Below are 23,510 nucleotides of genomic sequence, written 5' to 3'. Positions count from 1 at the left end.
CCGGACTACTTCTCTGTCAGCCTGATTCTCTCTGCTGCACGCAGCCGAGCCGGGGTGGCGCGACGGTTCTCGGCAATCTCTTGCTCGGTCGCCGTCTCCGCACCCCGGGTCAGCAGCTTGAAGCGGGGCTGGTGCTCCTCCAGCACGACCGGCAGGCCGGGCGGGGCGGTGACCGCCGCACCCGCCGCGAGGAACTGCTTGACCAGCCGGTCCTCCAGCGAGTGGTAGGACAGGACGGCGATCCGGCCGCCGACCGCGAGCACGTCCAGGGCGCCGGGTACGGCCCGCTCCAGCACCGCGAGCTCACCGTTGACCTCGATCCGCAGCGCCTGGAAGGTGCGCTTGGCCGGGTTGCCGCCGGTACGCCGGGTGGCGGCGGGGATGGCATTGCGTACCAGTTCGACCAGACGCGCGCTGGTGCTGAACGGTTCCCGCTCGCGCTCGCGCAGGATCACCGAGGCGATCTTCCCGGCGAACCGCTCCTCGCCGTAGACCTTGAGGATCCGGGCCAGGTCGCCGTGCGAGTAGGTGTTCAGGACCTCGGCCGCGCTCATCCCGGTCGTCTGGTCCATCCGCATGTCCAGCGGGGCGTCCTGGGCGTAGGCGAAGCCCCGGTCGGCCTCGTCCAGCTGCATCGAGGAGACGCCCAGGTCGAACAGGACGCCGTGGACCTCCGGGATGCCGAGGTCGGCCAGCACCCGGGGGATCTCGTCGTACACGGCGTGCACCAGGGTGGCCCGCTCGCCGAACGGCGCCAGCCGCTCGGCGGCCAGCCGCAGCGCCTGCGGGTCGCGGTCCACCGCGACCAGCCTGGCCTGGGGGAAGGTGCGCAGCAGCGCCTCGCTGTGGCCGCCGAGGCCCAGCGTGGCGTCGACGACGACCGCACCGGGGCGGTCGGCCAGGGCCGGGGCCAGGACGTCCAGGCAGCGCTGGAGCATCACCGGCACGTGCTTGGCCTCGGGGGCCTGGTGGCCGGTGCTCATGATCGCCTCTCTGGACTGCGTCTGCGGGGGACTGCTCGGCCTGGGCGGGGATCCGCTCCGGCGGCGTCCGCCCCGGCACGGGGGCCGGCGCGTCACGGCCCGCCCGGTGGCTACGGAACTGTACAGCAGCGCCGGGCCGCGCTCCGCGTCGGCGGACCGCGGCCGGGCGCCGGCACGCACTGCCTGGTCCCCGCCCGCTCACCTTGGGGAAGGGCCTTCTGGCGCCGGGGAAGGGGCGTCAGCGGGCAAGGAGCGGGTGGAGGCCGGGACGGTGCGTACGGGCAGCGCCCGGGGCGGACCACGCCGGGGCGAGCGGCGGCTCCCGTGGGCCACGGGAGGACACTCGCTCGATGGTGCGTCACTTTACTCCACGCCTCCCCCGGGTCAACCGGATGCGACGGCGCACGCCCCCCGGCGCGGCCCGGGAAAAGCGCAGGTCGCAGCCGGTTTTCCGAAGCTGTGGGGGCGCGCGGCGCTGCTCGGCGCGCCGCCCGCGCCGCCTCCGGACGCGCGGGGTGCCGGGGGGTGCCGGAGCGGCGTCCGGGGTCGTCCGGGCGGCGTCCGGGGCGGCGTCACGCCAATGGAGCAGCCGCCGCGCGGACGGCCCGCAGGCCGCGGCACCGCGGGCCGGCCGGGGTGCCGCCGCCGGGCCGCGCCTATGGAGTGCGTCACAGCGCCCCGCCACGCCCGCCCGCCGACTCACCGCGGGACTGCCGTTCCCACTACGGTCAGGGGTATGACTGCGACTCCTCCTCTGTCCCCCGCCACCGGCTCCGTCGGCGACGACACCGCCGAGCCTGCGTCCATCATCGACAGCTTCGTCGCCCGCAACCGCGTCTACGCCGCCGCCTACCGCGACGGCGGCATGGACGCCCGCCCGGTCCAGAAGGTGGCGGTGGTCGCCTGCATGGACGCCCGGCTCGACGTCCACGCCGCGCTCGGGCTGAGCCTCGGCGACTGCCACGTCATCCGCAACGCCGGCGGCGTGGTCACCGACGACACCATCCGCTCGCTCACGGTCAGCCAGCGGGCCCTCGGCACCCGGTCGATAGCGCTGATCCACCACACCGGCTGCGGCCTGCTCAGCCTCACCGAGGACTTCCGCCGGGAGCTGGAGGAGGAGGTGGGCATCCGGCCGTCCTGGGCGCTGGAGTCCTTCACCGACCTGGACCAGGACGTCCGCCAGTCCATGGCCCGGGTGCGGACCTCGCCGTTCCTGCTGCACCGCGAGGACATCCGCGGATTCGTCTTCGACGTCCGCACCGGGCTGCTGCGCGAGGTCGAGCCCACGGCCTGACGCGGTACCGTCAGACGTATGGCCGCATAGCGGACCAAACGCAACCGGCTCCTCTGCCCGAACGGACCCGGATAGCCCGGTCGAGTGACGGGAACCCCCTGTACAGGGAACAATGCGCTCACGGGTGGGCCCGAACCGGGGACAAGGTGACGGCCCCGTAATCGGGCCGAGGAGCAACCGGGTGACAACCTTCAACGAGCAGGCAAGTCTCGGCCAGCCCCGCGCGGCGGGGCTGGCGGAGCTCGGAGCCGTGGTGGAGCGCATCCGCTCCTCCGTGGAGAGCGTCATCGAGGGCAAGCCCGACGTCGTCAGACTCGCCCTGACCGTCCTGCTCGCCGAGGGCCACCTGCTGATCGAGGACGTCCCCGGGGTCGGCAAGACCATGCTCGCCAAGGCCCTCGGCCGCTCGGTGGACTGCACGGTGCGGCGCATCCAGTTCACTCCGGACCTGCTCCCCTCCGACATCACCGGCACCAGCGTCTTCGACCAGAACCGCCGCGACTTCGAGTTCAAGCCCGGCGCGATCTTCGCCCAGATCGTCGTCGGCGACGAGATCAACCGGGCCTCCCCCAAGACCCAGTCCGCGCTGCTGGAGTCCATGGAGGAGGGCCAGGTCACGGTGGACGGCACCAGCTACCCGCTGCCCTCGCCGTTCATGGTCGTCGCCACCCAGAACCCGGTGGAGATGGAGGGCACCTACCCGCTGCCCGAGGCCCAGCGCGACCGGTTCATGGTCCGGATCTCCATCGGCTACCCCAGCGCCGAGGCCGAGCTGCAGATGCTGGACGTCCACGGCGGGGTATCCCCGCTGGACGACCTGCGGCCGGTCGCGCATGCCGACGACATCGAGAAGCTGATCGAGGTGGTTCGCGGCGTGCACGTCGCGGACGAGCTGCGCCGCTACGCCGTGGCCATCGTCGGCGCCACCCGCACCTCCCCCGAGCTGCGGCTCGGGGCCTCCCCCCGGGCCACCCTGCACCTGCTGCGGGCCGCCCGCGCGGCCGCCGCCCTGGACGGCCGCCAGTACGTCATCCCGGACGACCTGCAGGCCCTGGCGGTGCCGGTGCTGGCGCACCGGCTGCTGCCCACCGCCGAGACCCAGCTGGGCCGGCGCACCACCGAGCAGGTCGTCCGCGACCTGGTCATGCAGCTGCCCATCCCCCGCCTGGGGCGCTGACATGGCGGCCACCCCCGCCTGGCGGACGGCCCTGCACGGTCTGACCACCCGCGGGCGGTCCTTCCTGGCCGCCGGGATCACCGCGGTGCTCTGCGCCTACCTGCTCGGACAGCAGGCGCTGCTCAGCATCGGCCTGCTGACCACCGCGCTGCCGCTGGTCAGCGCCCTGCTGCTGATGCGCACCCGGTACCGGGTCGCCAGCGGACGCCGGCTCTCGCCCAGCCGCACCCCGGCCGGGCAGGAGGCCCGGGTGCACCTGCGGGTGGACAACGTCTCCCGGGTGCCCACCGGGCTGCTGATGCTGGAGGACCGAGTCCCCTACGTGCTGGGCCCGCGCCCGCGCTTCGTGCTGGACCGGGTGGAGCCGCACGGCCACCGCGAGGTCTCCTACCGGGTCCGCTCCGACCTGCGCGGACGCTACCCGCTGGGGCCGCTGCAACTGCGCCTCGGCGACGCCTTCGGGATGTGCGAGCTCACCCGCTCCTTCAGCGCCTCGGACACCCTGACCGTCGTCCCGCAGGTCCAGCCGCTCCCGGCGATCCGGCTCAGCGGCGAGTGGACCGGCTACGGCGACAGCCACTCCCGCGCCGTCGCCCTGGCCGGGGAGGACGACGCGGTGCCGCGCGAGTACCGGCACGGCGACGACCTGCGGCGGATCCACTGGCGCTCCACCGCCAAGTACGGCGAGCTGATGGTCCGCCGCGAGGAGGCGCCGCTGCGCAGCCGCGCCACCGTGCTGCTGGACACCCGCGCCGCCGGGCACCGGGGCAGCGGCCCGGCCTCCTCCTTCGAGTGGGCGGTCAGCGCCGCCGCCTCGATCGGCCTGCACCTGCTGGAGCGCGGCTACACCGTCCGGCTGCTCACCGACGACGGCGACGCCGTCACCGGCTCCAGCGCCGGCAGCCTCGGCGGCGCCTCCGCCGAGGCCGCCGGGGTGCTGCTGGACTGCCTGGCCCTGGTCGACGCCTCCCCGGGGCAGGGGCTCGCGCCCGCCGAGGAGGTGCTGCGGCTGGGCGGCGAGGGCCTGGTGGTGGCGCTGCTCGGGCACCTGGAGGACGAGCAGGTCGCCGAGCTGGCCCGGCTGCGCCGCCGCGCCTCGGCGGCCATCGCCGTGCTGCTGGACAGCGACAGCTGGACACTGCTGCGCGGGCTGGGCCACACCGGCGCGGCCGGGCCGGGCATTCCGGGCGGCTCGCACGGCGGGCCCGGCGGGCCGGGCTCCGTCCGGGGCGACAGCCGCGAGGACGGCCACCAGCGGCAGCAGCGGCTGCTGCGCGAGTCCGGCTGGTCGGTGCTCAGCGCCCGCTCCGGGGACGCGCTCCCGGACCTGTGGCGGCAGGCCGACCGGGCCTCCGCCCCCGGGGCCCACTCCGGGGCCGACGCGTACTGGACGGAAAGGGAACAGGCGTGAACGGCCGCACCCGTATCGCGGTCCACGCGGCCGCCGCGACGGTCCTGACCTCGTTCTGCCTGTGGCCGCTGGTCAGCCCGGCCGGCTGGCTGCTGCAGGCCGCGCTGATGGTCGCCGCCGCCACCGGCGCCGGCCTGGGCCTGCGGCGGCTGGGCGCGCCCCGGCCGCTGACGCCGGTGCTGCAGCTGGTGGTCGTCATCCTGCTGCTCACCGTGACCTTCGTCCGGGGGCAGGCGTTCCTCGGCTTCCTGCCCGGGCCGGGCGCCTTCACCCGGCTGGGCGACCTGCTCAGCGGCGGCTTCCACGACATGGGCGAGTACGCCGCGCCCGCGCCCGCCCATGCCGGGCTGACCCTGATCCTGGTCGGCGCGGTCACCCTGATCGGGCTGGTGGTGGACACCCTGGCGGTGACCTACCAGCGGGTCGCGCTGACCGGGCTGCCGCTGCTGGCGCTGTACTCGGTCGGCACCGGGCTGCACAGCACCGGCCCGATCTGGCTGTGGTTCCTACTGGCGGCGTTCGGCTACCTGTCGCTGCTGATGGCCGAGGGCCGGGACCGGCTCTCGCGCTGGGGCCGGGTCTTCCACGGCACCCCGGCCACCCTGGCCGGGACCACCGGCGGCAACCCGTTCAGCGCCACCGGCTACCGCATCGCCTCGCTGGCGCTGGCGGTCGGCCTGCTGCTGCCGCTGGGCCTGCCGCCGCTGGGCGGCGGGCTGATCGGCGGGATCGGCCACAACGGCTCCGGGCTCGGCGGCTCCATCGTCACCGCCGTCAACCCGCTGGCCTCGATCGCGCAGACGCTGAACCAGCCCACCAACCAGACGGTGCTGACCTACACCACCAACTCCGACACCCCCAGCGACCAGTACCTGCGGATCGTGGACCTGGACGAGTTCAACGGCGTCGCCTGGACCACCAGCACCCACCAGGTGGAGAACCCGCCCTCGCCGCTGCCCGCCCCGGACGGCCTGGCCCCCGGCGTCCCGCAGGGCACCATGAGCACCGGCATCACCACCCAGCCGGGCTACTCCCAGCAGTGGCTGCCGATGCCGTACCCGGCCACCGGCGTCCAGGTGGCCGGGGACTGGAAGTACGAGCCGGAGGGCCGCACCCTGGTCGGCGGCGACACCGGCACCACCGCCGCCGACCTGCACTACACCGTCACCAGCCTGGTGCTGCGGCCCACCGGCCAGGAGCTGGCGGACGCCCCGGCGCCGCCCGCGTCGGTGCTGAAGACCTACACCGCGCTGCCCAAGGACCTGCCCGCCATCGTCCGCACCGACGCGCTGGCCGTGACCCAGGGCGCCACCAGCGCCTACGCCAAGGCGGTGGACCTGCAGGACTGGTTCACCACCACCGGCGGGTTCACCTACAACACGCAGGTCACCGGGGACACCGGGGCCGACGCCATGGCCGAGTTCCTGAAGAACAAGCAGGGCTTCTGCGTCCACTTCGCCGCCACCATGGCGGCGATGGCCCGCTCGCTGGGCATCCCGGCGCGGGTGGCCATCGGCTTCACCCCCGGCGCCCAGCAGCCCGACGGCACCTGGATCGTCGGCACCAAGAACGCCCACGCCTGGCCGGAGCTGTACTTCTCCGGCGTGGGCTGGCTGCGCTTCGAGCCCACCCCCACCATCGGCGTGGCCCCGGACTACACGGTCGACACCGCCGGAGCGACCGGCAGCGGCTCCGCCACCAGCCCGGCCGTGAACGACACCGCCCCCGCCGCCAAGCCGACCGGGTCCGCGATCTGCCCGCCGCACCAGGCCCGCGCGGGCGAGTGCAGCGTCACCAGGGCACCGTCGGCCACCGCCGGCACCGGCACCGACTCCGGGCCGGACCCGCTGGAACTGGCACTGGTCGCAGCGGCCGGGCTGGTGCTGCTCCTGCTGCTGGTCCCGATGGTCTGGCGGCTGGGCACCCGCCGGGCCCGGCTGCGGCCGCAGCCGGACCGGCTCACCGAGGCCCAGGTGCTGGCCGCCTGGCAGGAGATGGTGGACTCCGCCTGGGACCTGGGCATCCCGCCGGACGGCGCGGACACCCCGCGCCGCGCCGCCGCCCGGATCGCCGAACTGGGCGCGCTGGGCCAGGACCAGCGGGCCGCCGTGGGCCGGGTGGCCCTCGCCACCGAGCAGGTGCTCTACGCGCCGGACGCGTCCACCCCGCCCAGCCTGCAGCAGGACGTCCGCACCGTGCGCTCCGGGCTGCGCGCCTCCGCCGACCGGCGCACCCGGGCCCGGGCGGTGCTGCTGCCGCCCTCCGGGGCCCGGCTCAACCAGCGCGTCCGGGCCGGGGCCCGGGGGGCGCTCCGGCGGGCGGTGCGCGACCCGCTGCGCGCCGCCGGGGCCTCGGCCCGGGCGGGGGCGCGCCGACTGCTGCGGCGCGGCGGTACGGGCGGGAGCAGCGGTGCGGATCGGAACGGCGGCGCGGGCGGACACGGCTGAGCCCCGGCCGGAGGCGGTCGGGGCTCGGGGCGGTTCATCGGGCGGGGGCGGGCGCGAAGCGGACTGTGCGCCCGCCGCTGCGCCCGGTCGCGGCTGCTACTGGTCGTGCTGACGGCGCTGCCAGCGCTGCTCCATCCGGTCGACCACGGTGGTCCGGCTGGGCTTGCGGCGGCGCAGCGGCGCCCCGGTGCGGGGGTCGGCCACGCCCAGGCGCGGGGCCCGGCGCCAGCCGACGACGGCCAGTGCGGCGCTGCCCAGCATGACCAGCAGGCCGACCAGGCTGATCCAGTCGTGCTTGGTGACCGCTCCGCCCACCAGCAGGGCGACACCGACGACGAAACCGGCGGCGGCGCAGTAGACCGTCCGGCGGGTGCGGGCCCGCAGGCCCGTACCTTCGAGCGCTGTAGCGAACTTGGGGTCCTCGGCGTACAGCGCCCGCTCCATCTGCTCGAGCAGACGCTGCTCGTGCTCCGAGAGCGGCACGTCGTCCTCCTCCTCTGGTCGCCGTGGCGACCACCGCCGTCCCCGTCAGGACGGACGGTCTCCTCAGGATAGGCGCGGAGTCACCTCCGGGATACCCACCCCACTGCACACCGCCGCGGCCAGGACCGGGAACACACTCGTCGAGTCAACGAACCGCGCGACCCTGCGGATCCCGCTGTGTTCCGTATGCCCCAGGCGCGGGGCGGTCATGCGTTGCCGGCTTCACCCGAATCATACGTTCCGACCGGGGGTTTTCGGAGGGTCGGACGGCCGCTCAGCGCAGCTCGGCGAGCAGGTGCACCTGGGTGGCGACGGCGTGGAAGGCGGGCTGTTCGGCGGCGGCCTGCTCCAGCGCGAGCAGGGCCTCCAGCGCGCCCGGCTCGGTGTCCACCAGAACGCCGGGGACGAGGTCCGCGAAGATCCGCACGCCGTGCACCGAGGTGGTCTGCAGACCGGCCGCGTCGGCCAGGCCGCGCAGCTCCTCGACGGTGAAGCGGCGCGGCATCGGGTCGCTGTCGCCCCAGCGGCCGTCCGGGTCGCCGAGGGCGTTGCGGGCCTCGGCGAAGTGCCCGGCGATGGCGCGGGCGAGCACCACGCCGTTGCGGTTGGCCGCGAGCAGGCTGACCAGGCCGCCCTTGCGCAGGGTGGCGGTCAGCTGGCCCAGGGCCTCGGCCGGGTCGTCCACGACCTCCAGCACGCCGTGGCAGAGCACCGCGTCCACCCCGGCCGGCTCGACCAGGTCGGGCAGGGTCTGGGTGTCCCCCTGAAGGGCGCGGACCAGGTCGGTGACGCCGGCCTCGGCGGCCCGGCGCTCCAGCGCGAACAGCGCGTCCGGGCTGGGGTCGACCACGGTCACCCGGTGGCCCAGCCGGGCCACCGGCACGGCGAAGTTGCCGGTGCCGCCGCCGGTGTCCAGCACGTCGAGCACGGGTCGGCCCAGCTCCTCGGCGCGGCGGGACAGGGCCGCGCGCAGCACCTCCCAGACGACGGCGGTCCGGAGGGAGCTGCGGGGACGCGTCGGGTACACGGGATCTGCTCCTCGGCTGGGGCGGCGGGTGGCCCCCACTGTACGGGTTGCCGGGGTCGGATCAGCCGGTGCGGGGCATCCGGGACCGGTCCGCCCCCGGGGCGGTCCGGTCGGCCGGACGGCGCCCCGGCTCCAGCGCCAGCAGCCGTTGCACCATGCGGATGAACAGCGCGGTGTTGCGGATCAGGTCGTCGGCCTCGCGCGCGGACGCGGCGGAGGCGATCCCGGCGTCGGCGGCGGCCCGCTTGCCGGCCCCGGCGGCGTAGTAGACCGCCCACTCGGCCAGCTCCGGGGCGACCTCGGGCAGGACCTCCCAGGCGCTGCGGATGCGCTTGCGTTTGCGCGGGCCCTCCTCCGGGCGGGCGCGCACGGCGAGCACGGCGGCGGAGGCCCGCAGCGCCGCGAGGTGCGCGGTGGCGTAGCGCTCCAGCGGCCCTTCGAGCGTGCGGGCCTCGGCCAGGCCCCGGTTGGCCTGGGCGAGCAGGTCCAGCGCGGCGGGCGGGGCCCCGGCCCGCCGCAGCACCGGGTGGACGTCCTCGGCCGGGCGGTAGGGCCGGGCCGCGCTCGCGGTGCCGGATCCGCTGCCCGTGCCGGTGGTGGTCTGCAACGGCAGCAGCAGCACGTGCGCTGTGGAGTTCGCCTTCTCGCCCATGGTCGTTCAGCCCTCCCGTGCGATGACAGTCCAGCAGTCGACGGGGCCGTCAGGCCCTCACCGACATGCTGCACCCCACCACTGACAATGCCCGCCGGGAGCGGCTCCGCCACAGCTCAGGGGCGTAGTGCGGCCTCCACCGGCGGCTGTGCGGGCAGCGTCCGGGGCGGAGTAGCGGGCCCGGGCCGGGCCGGCTCGGGGACGGTGAACAGCGGCAGGAACAGCTGCACCAGCGGGCCGATGGCCAGCGCGTAGGCCAGCGTGCCGACGCCGACGCTGCCGCCCATCAGCAGCCCGATCAGCAGCACGGTCACCTCGATGGCGGTGCGGACCTGCCGCACCGAGCGCCCGGTCCGCCGGCAGACGCCGGTCATCAGGCCGTCCCGGGGGCCGGGGCCGAGCCGGGCGCCGATGTACAGGCCGCCCGCCACGCCGTTCAGCACGATGGCGGCGGCCAGCAGCACGGCCCGCAGCAGCACCCCGTGCAGGGCCGGGACGAGGGCGAGCACCTCGTTCACCGACAGCCCGATGACCACCACGTTGCTGACCGTGCCGAGGCCGGGCCACTGGCGCAGCGGGATCCACAGCAACAGCACGGCCGCGCCGACGATCATCGTGACCACGCCGAAGGACAGCCCGAGGTGGCGGGTCAGGCCCTGGTGGAAGACGTCCCAGGGGTCGAGTCCGAGGGCGGCCCTGATCTGCAGGGCCATGCTGGCCCCGTACAGCACCAGGCCGGTGTAGAGCTGGGTGAGGCGGCGGATCACGGGGTCCCCCCTTGGCTTTGGCTTGGTTCTGCTGCCATCCTGGGCGGCATTGGACCGGTACTCCATAGCCAATCCGTGGAAGGTGGACTGCTGATGACCGCACGGTCGTCGATCGGCGCGGCGCAGCTCGACCGGGCGCTGGGCGACTGGCAGCAGGGCCGGGAGAGCGCCTACCGCTCGCTCGGCGGGGCGCTGCGCACGCTGGTCCTGGACGGGCGGGTGCCGGTGCAGACCCGGCTGCCGTCCGAGCGCGAGCTGGCGGCGGCGCTGGGGGTGAGCCGGACCACCGTCGCTGCCGCGTACGAGCTGCTGCGGGCGGAGGGGTTCCTGGCCAGCCGCCGGGGCGCGGGCAGCTGGACGGCGCTGCCCGCCGGGCGGCCGATGCCGGTGGCCGGGCTCTCGCCGTTCCCGACCGACGGCGGCGGGGTGATCGACCTGGGCGTGGCCGCCTTGTCCGCGCCGGAGCCGTGGATCTCCGAGGCCATGGCGGCGGCCGTGGCCGAGCTGCCCAGCTACACCCGCACCCACGGCGACTTCCCGTTCGGGCTGCAGGTGCTGCGGCAGGCGGTGGCCGACCGCTTCACCCGGCGCGGGCTGCCGACCGGGCCGGAGCAGGTGATGGTGACCGCCGGGGCGGCCGGGGCGCTGTCCCTGCTGCTGCGGCTGTCCGGCCCGGCGGAGCGGATCGCGGTGGAGTCGCCCAGCTACGCCAACGCGCTGCAGGCCATCCGCTTCGGCGGGGCGCGGGCGGTGCCGGTGCCGCTGGCCGAGGACGGCTGGCAGCTGGACGCCTGGAGCCGGACCCTGCGCGAGGCCGCGCCCGCGCTGGCCTACGTCATCCCGGACTTCCAGAACCCGACCGGACTGCTGATGCCCGAGCAGCAGCGGCAGGAGCTGGTGGCGCTGGCCCGGGCCACCGGCACCCAGCTGATCGTCGACGAGACCATGGCCGAGCTGTCGCTGGAGCCGGACGGGCCGCCGGCGCCGCGCCCGCTGGCGGCCTTCGACCGGACCGGCAGCGTGATCACCATCGGCTCGGCCGGAAAGACCTTCTGGGGCGGCCTGCGGATCGGCTGGATCCGGGCCCGGCCTGAGCTGATCCGGCGGCTGGCGGCGGACCGCTCCAGCATGGACGTCTGCTCCCCGGTGGTGGAGCAGCTGGCGGTGCGGCACCTGCTGGCCGAGGCCCTGCCCGAGCTGCTGGCCTTCCAGCGGCGGCGGGTGCGGGAGCAGCGGGACGCGCTGGTGGCCGCGGTGCGGCAAGAGCTCCCCGGCTGGACGTTCCGGGTGCCGGGCGGCGGACTCTCGCTGTGGGTGCGCACCGACGACGCCGGCCCCGGCGGCAGCGCGCTGGCCACGGCGGCGGAGCGGTTCGGCGTCTGGATCGGCTCGGGCCCGCGCTTCGGCGTGGACGGGGTGCTGGAGCGCTTCGTCCGGCTGCCCTACGCGCAGCCCCCGGAGGTCTCCCGGGAGGCGGTCCGGCGGCTGGCGGCGGCGGCCGCGGGCGGCCCGTCGGCGAGCGTCCCCGGCGAGTTCAGCCTTCTCTGACGCCGACTGCGACTGCGGGCCGACCGACCGGGCCCGGCGGGCGGGCGTGCAGGAGCGGCGGTCGCGTCCCAGCGGAGAGTCCTCCGCCGGCGCGCAACCGCCGCTCCTCCCCCGTCCCCCCGTTTCCCCCCGGCCGCGGTGATCCCCCGTGCGCTCCCCGGCCGGGCTGCTGCTCCGCCGCCCCGTGTCGGCGGTGCAGTGCCGGGCCAGTCGCGCGGACCCGCGTTCGCCGACCCCCGTCGGACGCACCGTCGCCCCTGGTGTGGAGCCCCCCGTGTGCGTCCGCGACCGACGACCGCGGCCTGCCCGGTTGGCGGGCTCGGGGGGCCTCGCGGCCCCGGGCCCTTCCCGGTGGGCACCACTCTGCCCGTCCGGCGGGCGAGGGCATATCCGTACGGCTACTCATCCACTCGGATGGGTAGTCCTAGGTACTTCTACTCAGGGAGCCGGGCCCGGATGCGCCGGGCGGCGGATGGACGCGCACGCCCCCGCGGGCCGGGGTGCGGGCGGTCAGCGCCGGGTGCGGCCGGGCGGGCGGACCAGCCCGACGATGATCGCCAGCGCGGTGGCGATCAGCACCGCGCCCGCCTCCATGGCGGTGGAGACGCCGTGCGCGAACAGCGCGTGGGCGCTCTCCCCGGCGGCGGGGTGCCGGGTGGCCGAGGAGAACACGGTGAGCAGCACCGCGGTGCCCAGGGCCCCGCCGACCTGCTGCATGGTCTGCAGGGCGCCGGAGGCCGCGCCGGACTCCTCCGGCCGGACGCCGGCCAGGATGGTCAGGCTGAGCGGGACCATGGTGCACCCGGCGCCCAGCCCGAACAGCAGCATGGGCACCAGCACGCCCGGCGCGTACGTGGTGTCCGGGCCGATCCGGGTGAGCAGCAGCAGGCCGGTCAGTACGCTCAGCGGGCCGCCGACCAGGAAGTAGCGCACGCCGAAGCGCGGCACCAGGCGCGGCGCCAGCCGGGCGCCGGTGAAGATCAGCACGGCCAGCGGCAGGAAGGCGAAGCCGGTCCGCAGCGGGCTGTAGCCGAGGACCAGCTGCAGGTACTGGGTGACGAAGAAGAACATCCCGAACATGGCGGCCGCCGTCAGCAGCATGGCCAGGTAGCCGCCGCCGCGCACCCGCTGGGCGATGATGTGCAGCGGCAGCAGCGGCTGCGGTGAGCGGGCCTCGACCAGCAGGAACAGCGCCAGCAGGACGACGGCGGCGGCGAAGCAGCCGAGGGTGGCCGGTGACCCCCAGCCGGAGGTGGCCGCCCGGATGAAGGCGTAGACCAGGGCGCCGGTGCCGAGGGTGGCGGTGAGCGCGCCGGTGACGTCCAGCCGGCTGCGGTGCCGCTCGGGCTCGACGATCACCCGGGGCGCCAGCAGCACCACCGCCAGCCCGAAGGGCACGTTGATGAACATCACCGAACGCCAGGAGAAGTACGAGGTGAGCACCCCGCCGAGGATCATGCCGACGGCGGCTCCCCCGGCCGACATGCTGGAGAACAGGCCGATGGCGCGGGCCCGCTGGTCGAGCTCCCGGTAGGTGCTGACGATCAGCGCCAGGGTGCTGGGGGCGGCGGTCGCCGCGCCGATGCCCTGGACGGCCCGGGCGGCGAGCAGCTCGGCCGGGTTCTGGGCCAGGCCGCCGAGCAGCGAGGCGAGGGTGAACAGCGCGATCCCGGCGGTGAGCAGCCGGCGGCGGCCGAGGATGTCCCCGGACCGGCCGCCGAGCAGCAGCAGGCCGCCGAAGGCCAGCAGGTAGCTGTTCTGCACCCAGGAGAGCCCGGCGGTGGAGAAGTGCAGGGTGCGCTGGATGCCGGGCAGGGCTATGGAGACCACGGTGGCGTCCAGGATCACCATGAGCTGGCAGGCCAGGATCACGGCGAGGGCGAGGCCGGGCCGGTGCGGCCCAGGGGGCGGAGGTGGTGTCGTGAGCGGTGGTGATTCGAACTGCCGACGCAATTCACCCGCTCCGACGTCTTCGGATCGGGCGGTGCGGGGGGCGATGATGTTCTCGGACATGACTCTCCTGCGGAAGGGGCGGACACGGGGTCATGGCGAAGGAAGGGAACGCAAACGGAGAGATTCTCCGGTTCCACTGACGACGATACGGAGATGCCCTCCGTTTATCAACCCTGGGATGAGGCATGAACGAAGCCGACGTGCGCCGCACAGCCCCGGGGGCCGTACGCCCCCCGCGCCCCATGCGCGCCGACGCCCGCCGCAACTACGAACGGCTGCTGGCGGCGGCCACCCAGTCGTTCAGTGAGAACGGCGCCAATGCCTCGCTCGACGACATCGCCAAGCGCGCCGAGGTCGGCCCCGGAACCCTCTACCGGCACTTCCCCACCCGTCAGGACCTGCTGGAAGCCGTGATGGAGCAGTGGATGGAGTCGGTGCTGACCGAGGCCCAACCGCTGCGCGACTCCCCCGACCCAGCCGAGGCGCTGGCCGTCTGGCTACGGCGGCTGGTCGCCCATGTGGCGGTGTTCCGCGGGCTGGCCGCCGCCCTGCTGCCCACCGGCTCGCCCAAGGAGAGCCCCGGCAAGGTGCTCCAGAGCACCGCCGCGGACCTGCTGGCCCGGGCCCAGGCGGGCGGTCGCATCCGGGCCGACGTCACCGCCACCGAGGTGCTGATGCTGATCGGCGGCATCACCTGGGCCTGCGACAGCGGCAAGCAGGTGGACCCGGACCGGCTGGTGGACCTGGTCATGGACGGCCTGCGGACCCACCCCTGAGCGCGGGCGCCGGGCGCCGCCGCCGGGCCCCCGGCGGCGGCGCGCCGCCGCGCGCATAGGATCGCTTCCCATGGCACGCATCGTCGTCATCGGCGCAGGTATGGGCGGTCTCGCAGCCGCGGCACGGCTGGCCACGGTCGGGCACCGGGTCACCCTCTGCGAGGCCGGGCCCACCCACGGCGGCATGGTCGGGCAGTTCCAGCGGGAGGGCTTCCGCTTCGACACCGGCCCGACCCTGCTCACCCTGCCCGCCGTCTACCGCGACCTGATGCTCAAGACCGGCCGCACCCGGCTGGAGGACGAGGTCGAGCTGCGCCCGGTGGACCCGGGCAGCGTGCACCTGCTGCCGGACGGCACCCGCTTCGCGCTCGCCAACGCCTCCCGGGCCGGTGTGGTCCAGGCGCTGGACGACGCCCTGGGCGCGGGCGCCGGAGTCCGCTGGGGCGAGCTGCTGGAGCGCGGCCGCGGCGTGTGGGAGGCCACCCGCCGCCCGCTGCTGGAGGAGCCGCTGCCGGACGACCCCTCGGCGCTGCACCAGGACCCGTACCTCCCGGCCAGGCGCCGCCGGCTGCTGGGCCGCCCGGTCGCCACCCTCGCCGACGTGGCCGCCCGCGAGCTGCGCCACCCCGGGCTGACCGCGCTGCTGGACGAGTACGCGCTGCGCTTCGGCCTCGACCCGCGCCGGGCACCGGCCTCGCTGACCGGCCTGCCGTACATGGAGCAGAGCTTCGGCGTCTGGTACGTCACCGGCGGCATGCGGGCCCTGGCCGACGCCGTGCTGCGCCGCTGCGAACAGCGCCGGGTGGAGCTGCGCTTCGGCGCCCCGGTGGCCGAGGTGCTGGGCGGGAGCCGGGTCGAGGGCGTGCTGCTCGCCGGCGGCGAGAAGCTGGACGCCGACGCGGTGGTCGCCGACTGCCCCCCGGGCGCCCTGACCACCCAGGCCGGGCCACCGGCGCAGACCCCTACGGCGGAGGCGGCGGACGGCCCGGGGCGGTTCACCGTGCTGCTGGCGCTGCGCGGCGGGCGGCCCGAGGGCGTCCCGCACCGGACGGTGGTGCACGCCGCCGAGCGCGCGGACGAGCTGGACGCGCTGTTCCCGGCCGGGCCCGGGGAGCCCCGGCTGTGCTCCCGGCCCACCGTCCAGCTGCTGCGGCCGGACGATCCCACGCTCGCGCCCGCCGGGCACGAGGCGGCGCTGCTCACCGTCACCGTCCCCGGGCAGCAGCGGTACGACTGGACCGCGCCGGGCCGGGCGGACGCCTACGCCGACGCGGTGCTGGCCCATGCCGCGCCCGGGCTGCGCGAGCGGGTGCTGTGGCGGGAGGTCCGCACCCCCGCCGACACCGAGCGGGAGACCGGCGCGCCCGGCGGCTGGGTGCCGGGCCCGGCACTGGCCGGGGCCGGGGGCGCCTACCTGCACTGTGCCAACCGCACCGCGCTCCCCGGCCTGTACCTGGTCGGCGGCGCGGCCCACCCGGGCGGCGGGCTGGCCCGGGTCGGCATGTCGGCGGCGGTCACGGCGGAGCTGGTCGGCACGCCCTAGCGGGGCGGGCGGGCGCGGCGCCAGGCCGGGCGGTCGGGCGTCGGCGGTCAGCCGTAGTTCCAGGGCTCCGGCGCGGCGTACGGCGGCTGCGGCTGCTTGGGCTGAGGGGGCTCCGGCTGGTGGGCGTGGGGCTGGGGCTGCTCCGGCTGCCGCTGGTAGCCCGCCTGCTCGGGCCCCTGGCCCAGGTAGTCGTAGGAGTAGCCCGGCGCGGGCTGCTGGTAGCCCGCGGGGTCGTAGCCGCCGCCCTGCTGGTAACCGGGCTGCTGCCCGGGGACGGCCGGGTAGTACCCGCCCTGCTGCTGCGACTGCTGCTGCCCGGGGTCGTAGCCGTAGCCGGGGGCCTGCTGCGCGTAGTAGTCCGGCTGCGGGTACGGCTGCGCATAGGGCTGCGCCGGGGCCTGCTGGTCGAACTGCTGCCCGTACTGCTGCCCGTACGCCCCGGCGTAGTCCTGCCCCGGCTGCACCGGCTGTCCGGCCTGCTCGCCGTAGCCCTGCTGGTAGCCGGCGGCCGGGGCGTACTCCTGGCCGTAGCCGGGCGCCGGGTCCGGGTAGCCGCCGTACGGCTGGGGCTGGGGCTGGGGCTGGTACGCGGTCTCCGCCTGCGGCCCGCCGTAGTCCTGGGTGATCAGCTCCGGGGCGTCGGCGGCGGGGGCCGGGGCGTCGTCCTCCAGCTCGATCGGGCCGACCGAGCCGACCCGCGGGGCCGGGGCCGGGGCCGCCGGGCCCGGTCCGGACAGCTCGGCCGCCGGGAAGACCCGCTCCAGCGCCGGGACGCGGGCCAAGGGGCCGGGCAGCGCGCCGTCCCGGCCGCGCAGCGACCAGTGCGGGCCGCCGCCGCGCTTGACCGCGCGGGTCACCATGCCCTGCCCGGCGCCGAAGGCCAGCACGCCCGCGCCGATCTCCGCGGCCGAGCCCGACTGCACCCCGGCGACCAGCACCAGGAACCCAGCCAGGGCCAGGGCCCGCCAGTGCGCGGGCGCCCGGTGCTGCAGCAGCAGCTCGCCCAGCAGCCACAGTGCGACCACCGCGAACGCGGCGTCCAGCACCGCGAGTCCGACGTTCACAGGCGTACCTACCTCATGTGCTCAGCGGGGCGCGTGACGCACACCGTACCGGCTGGGCCTGAGCGGGGGCCTCAGCTGCGGCTGTGCAGTCCGAGGTTCTGGTAGATCTCCGACGTCACGGTGGAGAAGTTCATGGTCATGAAGTGCAGCCCGGGGGTGTCCTCGGCGATCAGCCGACGGCACATCTCGGTGGCGTACTCGATGCCGACGGCCCGGACCGCCTTGGGGTCGTCCTGGTGGGCGAGCATCCGGTCGGCGAACGCCCGGGGGAAGACGGCGGTGCTGAGGTCCGGGATCCGCCGCATCGAACGGATGGTGGTGACCGGCATGATCTCCGGGATGATCGGCGTCTCGCAGCCGGCCGCCGCCACCCGGTCCCGGAACCGCAGGTAGTTGTCGACGTCGAAGAACATCTGGGTAATGGCGTAGTCCGCACCCGCCCGGCATTTGTCGACGAAGTGGCGGATGTCGCTGTCCCAGTCGGGAGAGCGCGGGTGCATCTCCGGAAAGGCCGCGACGCCGACGCAGAAGTCGCCGGACTCCTTGACCAGCCGCACCAGGTCCGCCGCGTAGGTCAGCCCCTCCGGGTGCTGCACCCACTCGCCGAGCGGGTCGCCGGGCGGGTCGCCGCGCAGCGCCAGCACATTGCGTACGCCCTGGTCGGCGTAGTGGCCCAGGATGTTCCGCAGCTCGGCGACGCTGTGGTCGACCGCGGTCAGGTGGGCCACCGGGGTGAGCGTGGTCTCCTGGGTGATCCGCCCGGTGATGTTGACGGTGCGGCCCCGGGTCGAGCCGCCGGCCCCGTAGGTGACCGAGACGAACGTCGGCGACAGCGCCTCCAGCCGGCGGATGGCCGTCCACAGGCCGACCTCCGCCTCGGCACTGCGCGGCGGCATGAACTCGAACGAGTAGGAACGGTCCCCCGCCGCCAGCAGTTCGCGGATCGAGACCGCACTGTCTTTCCTTGTGCTGGAGATGCCGAGAGCCATAGGGGCAGGTTATCCGTCGCCCGCAGCGAATATGAATCGTTTGTCCACTTGCTGATACGGCCTGTCGCGGCGCTTCCGGGCGGGCGGTACGGGAGGGGTTCCCGAGCCGCCGGGGGCCGGGGGTTACGCTGGTTTTCCTCGTACCGCTCGGAGATCACCCGTGCCCCGCACCCGTACCGCCCACCAGCTGAGCGCCGACGCGCCGACCGCCGACGACGCCCCGGCCCTGGGCAACCCCGTGGACGAGGAGCGGCTGCGGCAGCGGGTGGACGGCGCGCTGGGCCGCTTCCTGGACCGCCAGGAGGCCACCCTCTCGGCGATCTCGCCGCAGCTCGCCCCGGTCGCCGCCACCCTGCGCGACTTCCTGCTGGACGGCGGCAAGCGGCTGCGCCCGGCGTTCTGCTACTGGGGCTGGCGCGGCGCGAGCGGCCGGGCGGACCAGGACGGCGCGGTCGCCGCCGCGGCGGCGCTGGAGCTGCTGCAGGCCGGGGCGCTGGTGCACGACGACCTGATCGACCGCAGCGACACCCGGCGCGGCCTGCCCTCGGTGCACCGGCGCTTCGAGGCGCTGCACGCCGCCGGGGGCTGGCGCGGCGACGCCGGGCGCTACGGCGCGGCCGGAGCGGTGCTGCTCGGCGACATGCTGCTGATGTGGAGCGACGAACTCCTCTGCGACTGCGGGCTGGAGCGCGAGGCGGTGCGCCGCGCCAAGCCGCTGTTCGACCTGATGCGGACCGAGGTCATGGCCGGGCAGTACCTGGACGTGCTGGAGCCCGCCGCCTCGGGGGCCGGCCGCCGCCTGGGCGGCGACCCGGTGGAACGGGCCCGCACGGTGATCCACTACAAGTCGGCCAAGTACACCGTCGAACGCCCGTTGCAGATCGGCGGGCTGCTGGCCGGGGCCGAACCGGCGCTGATCGCCGCCTACGGGGCCTTCGGGCTGCCGCTCGGCGAGGCGTTCCAGCTGCGGGACGACCTGCTCGGGGTCTACGGCGACCCGGCCGTCACCGGCAAGCCCGCCGGGGACGACCTGCGCGAGGGCAAGCGCACGCTTCTGGTCGCCGAGGCCCTGGCCACCTGCTCGGCGGCGGACGCCCGGCTGCTGGACGAGCTGCTCGGCGCGCCCGGCATGGACGAGCGGCAGGTCCGGATGGCGCGCTCGGCGATCACCCGCAGCGGCGCGCCGGAGCGGGTCGAGGCCCGGATCACCGGGCTGCTGCACGAGGCGCTGACCGCGCTGGACGGAGCCCCGATCGCCGAGCCGGAGGCCCGCCGGGTGCTGCACCGCCTCGCCGCCGCGGCGACGGCGAGGCGGTACTGACCCCGAGCCGGTACCGGCGAACGAGGCGGCCGGGGCGGCCGGGCAGGTCAGTCGCGTTCGCGGACCCGCCGGGCCAGCTCGGCCGCGGCGGCGTGCGGGTCGGCGGCGGCCGTCAGCGCGCGCACCACGACGATCCGCCGCGCGCCCGCGTCCAGCACCTGCTCCAGGTTGCCGGTGTCGATCCCGCCGATGGCGAACCACGGCCGCTCGGCGCCCGGCTGCTCGGCCGACCGCTTGGCGGTCTGCTCGGCCGCGTAGGCGACCAGGCCGAGGCCGGGCGCGGCCCGGCCGGGCTTGGTCGGCGTCGGCCAGACCGGGCCGGTGCAGAAGTAGTCCACGCCCGGCTGCACCAGCGCCGCGTCCACCTCGGACTCGGCGTGGCAGGAGCGGCCGATCAGCACGTCCGGGCCGAGCACGGCGCGGGCGGCCGGGACCGGCAGGTCGTCCTGGCCCAGATGCAGCACCTCGGGCCGGGGACCGAGGGCGGCGCGCGCGGCGTGGGCGACGTCGGCGCGGTCGTTCACCGCCAGCAGCCTGCCGTGCCGGGCGCAGGCGTCGGCGAAGACCTCCAGGAGCTCCAGCTCCTGCCGGGCCTCCAGGCCCTTGTCCCGCAGCTGGACGATGTCCACGCCGCCGGCCAGGACGGCGTCCAGGAACCCGGCAAGGTCTCCCTGCTCCCGGCGGGCGTCGGTGCACAGGTACAGCCGGGCGTCGCGCAGGGCGCCGTGGGTCACAGCGCCATCGCCTGGGCGCGGCGCTTGACCTCGGTGCCCCGGTTCTCGTTGAGCGCCTGGGCGGGGGTGCCCGGCAGCGAGGGGTCCTCGGTGAACAGCCACTCCAGGGCTTCCTCGTCGGTGAAGCCGCTGTCGCGCAGCAGCGTCAGCAGGCCGCAGATGCCCTTGACGGTGCCGTTGGGGCCGATGAAGGCGGCCGGGACCTGCAGGGCGTTGTTCTCGCCGCGGCGGACGGCGATCAGGGTGCCGTCGTCGACGAGTCGCCGCACCTTGGTCACCACCACCCCCCACTGCTCGGCGATGTCGGGGATGTACATCCAGGCGGGAATCAGGGCGTCAATCTTGGGATCAATCTGGCTCACCCCCCCAGACTGCCATCCCCGGCCCCCCGCGCGCACCACGAACTCCCGCCCGGTCGGCTCCGGCCGGGCCGGTTCAGCCGCCCACGGCCTCCTTGAGCGGCACCGAGGGGTCGGCCGCGCGGGCCCGGTCGACCGGCGTCCGGCGCTCGATCAGCCGCCGCCCCTGCGCCACGTCGCGCGGCCGGTCGACGGCGAGCAGCGCCACCGGGACGTCCCCGCGCAGCCAGAGCACGCTCCAGGCGGCGTCGCCCGCGGCCCCGCGCCACAGCGGCTGGTCGCCGGGGCCGTGCTGCCCGGCGTACTGCACCATCCGCCCGAACTGCTCGGACCAGAAGTACGGCACCGGGTCGTAGACCTCGTCCGCGCCCAGGGCGTTGGCGGCGGCCGTGCGCGGGCTCTGCAGGGCGTTGTCCCAGTGGTGGACGCTGAGCCGGGCGCCGTAGCGGGCGGAGGGGAAGGAGGCGCAGTCGCCGACCGCGAACACGCCCTCGGCCGAGGCCCGCAGCCGGTCGTCGGCGGCCACCGCGCCCCCGGCGTCCAGGGCGATGCCGGAGCCCTGCAGCCAGCCGGTGTCCGGCCGGGCGCCGATGCCGACCACGACCACGTCCGCCGGGAGCACCTCGCCGGAGGCCAGCCGGACCGATCCTTCGCTGAAGCCGCTGACGGCCGCGCCGGTCCGCAGCTCCGCACCGGCCTGGGCGTACCAGCCGCGCATCCGCTCGCCGACCTCGGCGGGCAGCGCGCCCGCCAGCGGCGTCCCGGCCGCCTCGACGACGGTGACGGCGCAGCCCAGCTGCCGGGCGACGGTCGCGGCCTCGGCCCCGATCCAGCCCGCGCCGACCACCACCACCCGCGCGCCGGGGCGCAGCGCGGCCTTCAGCGCGACCGCGTCGTCGTGGGTGCGCAGCAGGTGGGCGCTGCCGGGCAGACCGGGCAGCGCGACCGGGCGGGCGCCGGTGGCCAGGACCAGCCGGTCGTAGGGCAGCTCCTCGGCGTCGCCGCCGCCCGCCGCGGCCTCGGTGCGCAGGGTGCGCCGGGCGGTGTCCGGGGCCAGGGCGCGGCGCCCCAGCAGCAGTTCCACGCCCAGGCCCGGGTAGTCCACCTCGAAGCGGGAGTGCTCGGCCTTGCCCAGGAGCACGTCCTTGGAGAGCGGCGGCCGGTCGTAGGGCGGGTGCGGCTCCGCCCCGAGCAGGGTCAGCCCGCCGTCGTACCCGCGCTCCCGCAGGGCCAGCGCGGTCTGCATCCCGGCGATCCCGGCCCCGACCACGACGATCCGCTGCACCATCGGCCCTCCACCCCCACTGCGCTCGAACACCCCGTCACTGTACGGCGCGGGGCGCGACTACAGTGGGAAAGGCAATCACGGGAGCCCGGCGCACCGGGCTGAGAGGCAGGCGAGCGGGCGCAGACGCCCCCGGCCCGCGACCGTCCGAACCTGATCCGGGTCATGCCGGCGAAGGGAGCGCAGCAATGGCGGCACGCGTCCGTACGGCGGACGTCCTGGTCGTGGGCGGCGGCATCATCGGCCTGGCGGTGGCCTGGCGCAGCGCGCAGCGCGGCCTCGGCGTCACGGTGCTCGACCCCGATCCCGGGCGCGGCGCCAACCAGGTCGCGGCGGGCATGCTCGCCCCGGTCACCGAGTTGCAGTACGGCGAGGAGCCGCTGCTGCGGCTGGGCATCGCCTCCAACGAGCGCTATGCCGCCTTCGCCGCCGAGCTGTCCGAGGCCGCCGGGGCCGGTGTCGGCTACCGGGCCTGCGGCACCCTGGCCGTGGCGCTGGACGCCGACGACCGCTCCGAGCTGCGCGAACTGCACGCCTTCCAGCAACGGCTGGGGCTGTCGTCGGACTGGCTGACCGGGCGGGAGTGCCGTCGGCTGGAGCCCCTGCTGGCGCCCTCGGTCCGGGGCGGCCTGCTGGTCGGCGGCGACCACCAGGTGGACGGCCGCCGCCTGGGCGCGGCGCTGGTCGCGGCCTGCGAGCGGGCGGGCGTGCGGCTGCACCGCTCCCGGGGCGCCGAGCTGACCCTGGCCCCGGCGGCGGACCGGGCGACCGGCGCCCGCGCCGAGGACGGCACGGTGTTCGCCGCCGGGCAGACCGTGCTGGCGGCCGGCAGCTGGTCCGGCGAGCTGCCGGGTGTGCCGCCGGAGCTGCGGCTGCCGGTCCGGCCGGTGAAGGGGCAGGTGCTGCGGCTGCGGATGGAGAGCCCGCTCGGGCAGCCGTTCCTCTCCCGCAACGTCCGGGCGCTGGTCCGCGGCGGCCACCTGTACCTGGTGCCGCGCGCCGACGGCGAGCTGGTGGTCGGCGCAACCACGGAGGAGCAGGGCTTCGACACCACGGTCACCGCGGGCGGGGTGTACGAGCTGCTGCGCGACGCGCACGAGCTGGTCCCGGGGATCACCGAGCTGGAGCTGGTGGAGAGCAGCGCCGGGCTGCGGCCGGGCAGCCCCGACAACGCGCCGCTGCTGGGCCCGACCGCGCTGCCCGGGCTGGTCGCCGCGACCGGCCACCACCGCAACGGCGTGCTGCTGACCCCGGTCACCGCCGACGCCCTGGCCGCCTACCTGGGCACCGGCGTGCTGCCGCCCGAGGCCGAGCCGTTCAGCCCCGCCCGCTTCGCCGCCCCGGCGGCCGCCGCCGCACCCGTCCCGAACCGTCCGGCGCCGAGCCGTCCCGACCCGAACCGTCCCGACCCGAACCGTCCCGCCCAGAACCGATCCGCCCGCAGCCAGACCCCGGAGGCCGTCCGATGACGTCCCTGCCCCTGACCTCCCCCCTGCCGATCCGCGTCAACGGCGAGGCCCGCGCGGTGCCCCCGGGCACCACCCTGGAGCAGGTGGTGGCCGAGCTGAGCGCGGCGCCGACCGGGGTGGCCGCCGCCGTCAACGAGGCCGTCGTGCCGCGCGGCGCGTGGGCGGCCACCGCGCTCGCCGCCGACGACCGCGTCGAGATACTCACCGCCGTCCAGGGGGGCTAGG

At 75.8% G+C, this 23,510-nt stretch carries 21 protein-coding genes and 1 riboswitch; of the genes, 10 read left to right on the top strand and 11 right to left on the bottom strand.

Annotated features, from left to right (window positions below; translation table 11 throughout):
• Nucleotides 1-5: 5 nt before the first annotated feature.
• Nucleotides 6-983 (bottom strand): 16S rRNA (cytosine(1402)-N(4))-methyltransferase RsmH, encoded by a 978-nt coding sequence (gene rsmH / locus GXW83_RS09370; protein WP_182442617.1) that lies wholly within the window; start codon nt 981-983, stop codon nt 6-8.
• A 736-nt stretch (nt 984-1,719) separates the two neighbouring features.
• On the opposite strand from rsmH, the gene GXW83_RS09365 reads away from it, so the two are divergent.
• The 4 genes from GXW83_RS09365 (at nt 1,720) to GXW83_RS09350 (ending at nt 7,315) form a co-directional block, all read left to right on the top strand.
• Complete coding sequence (locus tag GXW83_RS09365) at nt 1,720-2,280, top strand: carbonic anhydrase (RefSeq protein ID WP_182442616.1); 561 nt, start codon at nt 1,720-1,722, stop codon at nt 2,278-2,280.
• Between the two features lie 181 nt (nt 2,281-2,461).
• On the top strand, nt 2,462-3,457 hold the full coding sequence (locus GXW83_RS09360) for a MoxR family ATPase (RefSeq protein ID WP_182442615.1): 996 nt from the start codon (nt 2,462-2,464) through the stop codon (nt 3,455-3,457).
• Between the two features lies 1 nt (nt 3,458).
• Entirely contained in the window at nt 3,459-4,868 is a 1,410-nt protein-coding gene (locus GXW83_RS09355) for a DUF58 domain-containing protein (RefSeq protein WP_182442614.1), read from the top strand.
• The gene (locus GXW83_RS09350) at nt 4,865-7,315 is read left to right on the top strand and encodes a DUF3488 and transglutaminase-like domain-containing protein (protein ID WP_182442613.1); all 2,451 of its coding nucleotides are present in this window, start codon (nt 4,865-4,867) and stop codon (nt 7,313-7,315) included. The genes GXW83_RS09355 and GXW83_RS09350 overlap by 4 nt, the downstream gene beginning before the upstream one ends.
• A gap of 96 nt (nt 7,316-7,411) precedes the next feature.
• On the opposite strand, the gene GXW83_RS09345 is transcribed toward GXW83_RS09350, so the two are convergent.
• The 4 genes from GXW83_RS09345 to GXW83_RS09330 all read right to left on the bottom strand — a co-directional run bounded on the left by GXW83_RS09345 (nt 7,412) and on the right by GXW83_RS09330 (nt 10,310).
• Entirely contained in the window at nt 7,412-7,798 is a 387-nt protein-coding gene (locus GXW83_RS09345; RefSeq protein ID WP_182442612.1) for a DUF3040 domain-containing protein, read from the bottom strand.
• A gap of 274 nt (nt 7,799-8,072) precedes the next feature.
• Nucleotides 8,073-8,825, bottom strand: a complete 753-nt coding sequence (locus GXW83_RS09340; RefSeq protein WP_182442611.1) for a methyltransferase domain-containing protein — start codon at nt 8,823-8,825, stop codon at nt 8,073-8,075.
• Nucleotides 8,826-8,886: 61 nt separating this feature from the next.
• Nucleotides 8,887-9,477, bottom strand: a complete 591-nt coding sequence (locus GXW83_RS09335) for an SAV_6107 family HEPN domain-containing protein (RefSeq protein WP_182442610.1) — start codon at nt 9,475-9,477, stop codon at nt 8,887-8,889.
• 116 nt (nt 9,478-9,593) lie between these two features.
• The gene (locus tag GXW83_RS09330) at nt 9,594-10,310 is read right to left on the bottom strand and encodes a YitT family protein (protein WP_182442609.1); all 717 of its coding nucleotides are present in this window, start codon (nt 10,308-10,310) and stop codon (nt 9,594-9,596) included.
• 27 nt (nt 10,311-10,337) lie between these two features.
• Between GXW83_RS09330 and GXW83_RS09325 the strand changes: the two genes are divergently transcribed.
• The gene (locus GXW83_RS09325; RefSeq protein WP_182442608.1) at nt 10,338-11,792 is read left to right on the top strand and encodes a PLP-dependent aminotransferase family protein; all 1,455 of its coding nucleotides are present in this window, start codon (nt 10,338-10,340) and stop codon (nt 11,790-11,792) included.
• 510 nt (nt 11,793-12,302) lie between these two features.
• Here GXW83_RS09325 and GXW83_RS09320 read toward each other — a convergent pair.
• A complete protein-coding gene (locus GXW83_RS09320; RefSeq protein WP_182442607.1) occupies nt 12,303-13,805 on the bottom strand; it encodes an MFS transporter in 1,503 nt (500 codons plus the stop codon).
• A 125-nt stretch (nt 13,806-13,930) separates the two neighbouring features.
• Between GXW83_RS09320 and GXW83_RS09315 the strand changes: the two genes are divergently transcribed.
• Together GXW83_RS09315 and GXW83_RS09310 are read left to right on the top strand one after the other, a co-directional pair.
• Nucleotides 13,931-14,521: a TetR/AcrR family transcriptional regulator gene (locus tag GXW83_RS09315; protein ID WP_182442606.1), complete on the top strand. Its 591-nt coding sequence runs from the start codon at nt 13,931-13,933 to the stop codon at nt 14,519-14,521.
• A gap of 70 nt (nt 14,522-14,591) precedes the next feature.
• A complete protein-coding gene (locus GXW83_RS09310) occupies nt 14,592-16,064 on the top strand; it encodes an NAD(P)/FAD-dependent oxidoreductase (RefSeq protein ID WP_182442605.1) in 1,473 nt (490 codons plus the stop codon).
• A gap of 47 nt (nt 16,065-16,111) precedes the next feature.
• Here the strand turns inward: GXW83_RS09310 and GXW83_RS09305 are convergent, their stop codons facing one another.
• Together GXW83_RS09305 and metF are read right to left on the bottom strand one after the other, a co-directional pair.
• Nucleotides 16,112-17,128, bottom strand: a complete 1,017-nt coding sequence (locus tag GXW83_RS09305) for a hypothetical protein (protein ID WP_182442604.1) — start codon at nt 17,126-17,128, stop codon at nt 16,112-16,114.
• A 71-nt stretch (nt 17,129-17,199) separates the two neighbouring features.
• Nucleotides 17,200-18,117, bottom strand: coding sequence for a methylenetetrahydrofolate reductase [NAD(P)H] (gene metF / locus GXW83_RS09300; protein ID WP_182442603.1), 918 nt, complete (start codon nt 18,115-18,117; stop codon nt 17,200-17,202).
• Between the two features lie 160 nt (nt 18,118-18,277).
• Here metF and GXW83_RS09295 point away from each other — a divergent pair, with 160 nt between their 5' ends.
• On the top strand, nt 18,278-19,438 hold the full coding sequence (locus GXW83_RS09295) for a polyprenyl synthetase family protein (RefSeq protein ID WP_225446861.1): 1,161 nt from the start codon (nt 18,278-18,280) through the stop codon (nt 19,436-19,438).
• A gap of 47 nt (nt 19,439-19,485) precedes the next feature.
• On the opposite strand, the gene thiE is transcribed toward GXW83_RS09295, so the two are convergent.
• From thiE to GXW83_RS09280, 3 genes are all read right to left on the bottom strand, one after another.
• Complete coding sequence (thiE, locus tag GXW83_RS09290; protein ID WP_182442602.1) at nt 19,486-20,172, bottom strand: thiamine phosphate synthase; 687 nt, start codon at nt 20,170-20,172, stop codon at nt 19,486-19,488.
• A complete protein-coding gene (locus tag GXW83_RS09285) occupies nt 20,169-20,534 on the bottom strand; it encodes an Rv2175c family DNA-binding protein (RefSeq protein ID WP_182442601.1) in 366 nt (121 codons plus the stop codon). Before GXW83_RS09285 ends, thiE begins: the two co-directional genes overlap by 4 nt.
• Nucleotides 20,535-20,607: 73 nt before the next feature.
• Entirely contained in the window at nt 20,608-21,819 is a 1,212-nt protein-coding gene (locus GXW83_RS09280; RefSeq protein WP_182447190.1) for an NAD(P)/FAD-dependent oxidoreductase, read from the bottom strand.
• A 67-nt stretch (nt 21,820-21,886) separates the two neighbouring features.
• A riboswitch (TPP riboswitch) is annotated at nt 21,887-22,014 on the top strand.
• Between GXW83_RS09280 and thiO the strand changes: the two genes are divergently transcribed.
• Nucleotides 22,005-23,285, top strand: coding sequence for a glycine oxidase ThiO (gene thiO, locus GXW83_RS09275; RefSeq protein ID WP_182442600.1), 1,281 nt, complete (start codon nt 22,005-22,007; stop codon nt 23,283-23,285). Its footprint overlaps the riboswitch before it by 10 nt.
• Complete coding sequence (gene thiS, locus GXW83_RS09270; protein WP_182442599.1) at nt 23,282-23,509, top strand: sulfur carrier protein ThiS; 228 nt, start codon at nt 23,282-23,284, stop codon at nt 23,507-23,509. The genes thiO and thiS overlap by 4 nt, the downstream gene beginning before the upstream one ends.
• Nucleotide 23,510 lies beyond the last annotated feature (1 nt).

The organism is Streptacidiphilus sp. PB12-B1b, assembly GCF_014084125.1.
GTDB lineage: Bacteria > Actinomycetota > Actinomycetes > Streptomycetales > Streptomycetaceae > Streptacidiphilus.
Note: the sequence above shows the minus strand (reverse complement) of the source record. Positions and strands in the feature narration are given on the sequence as shown.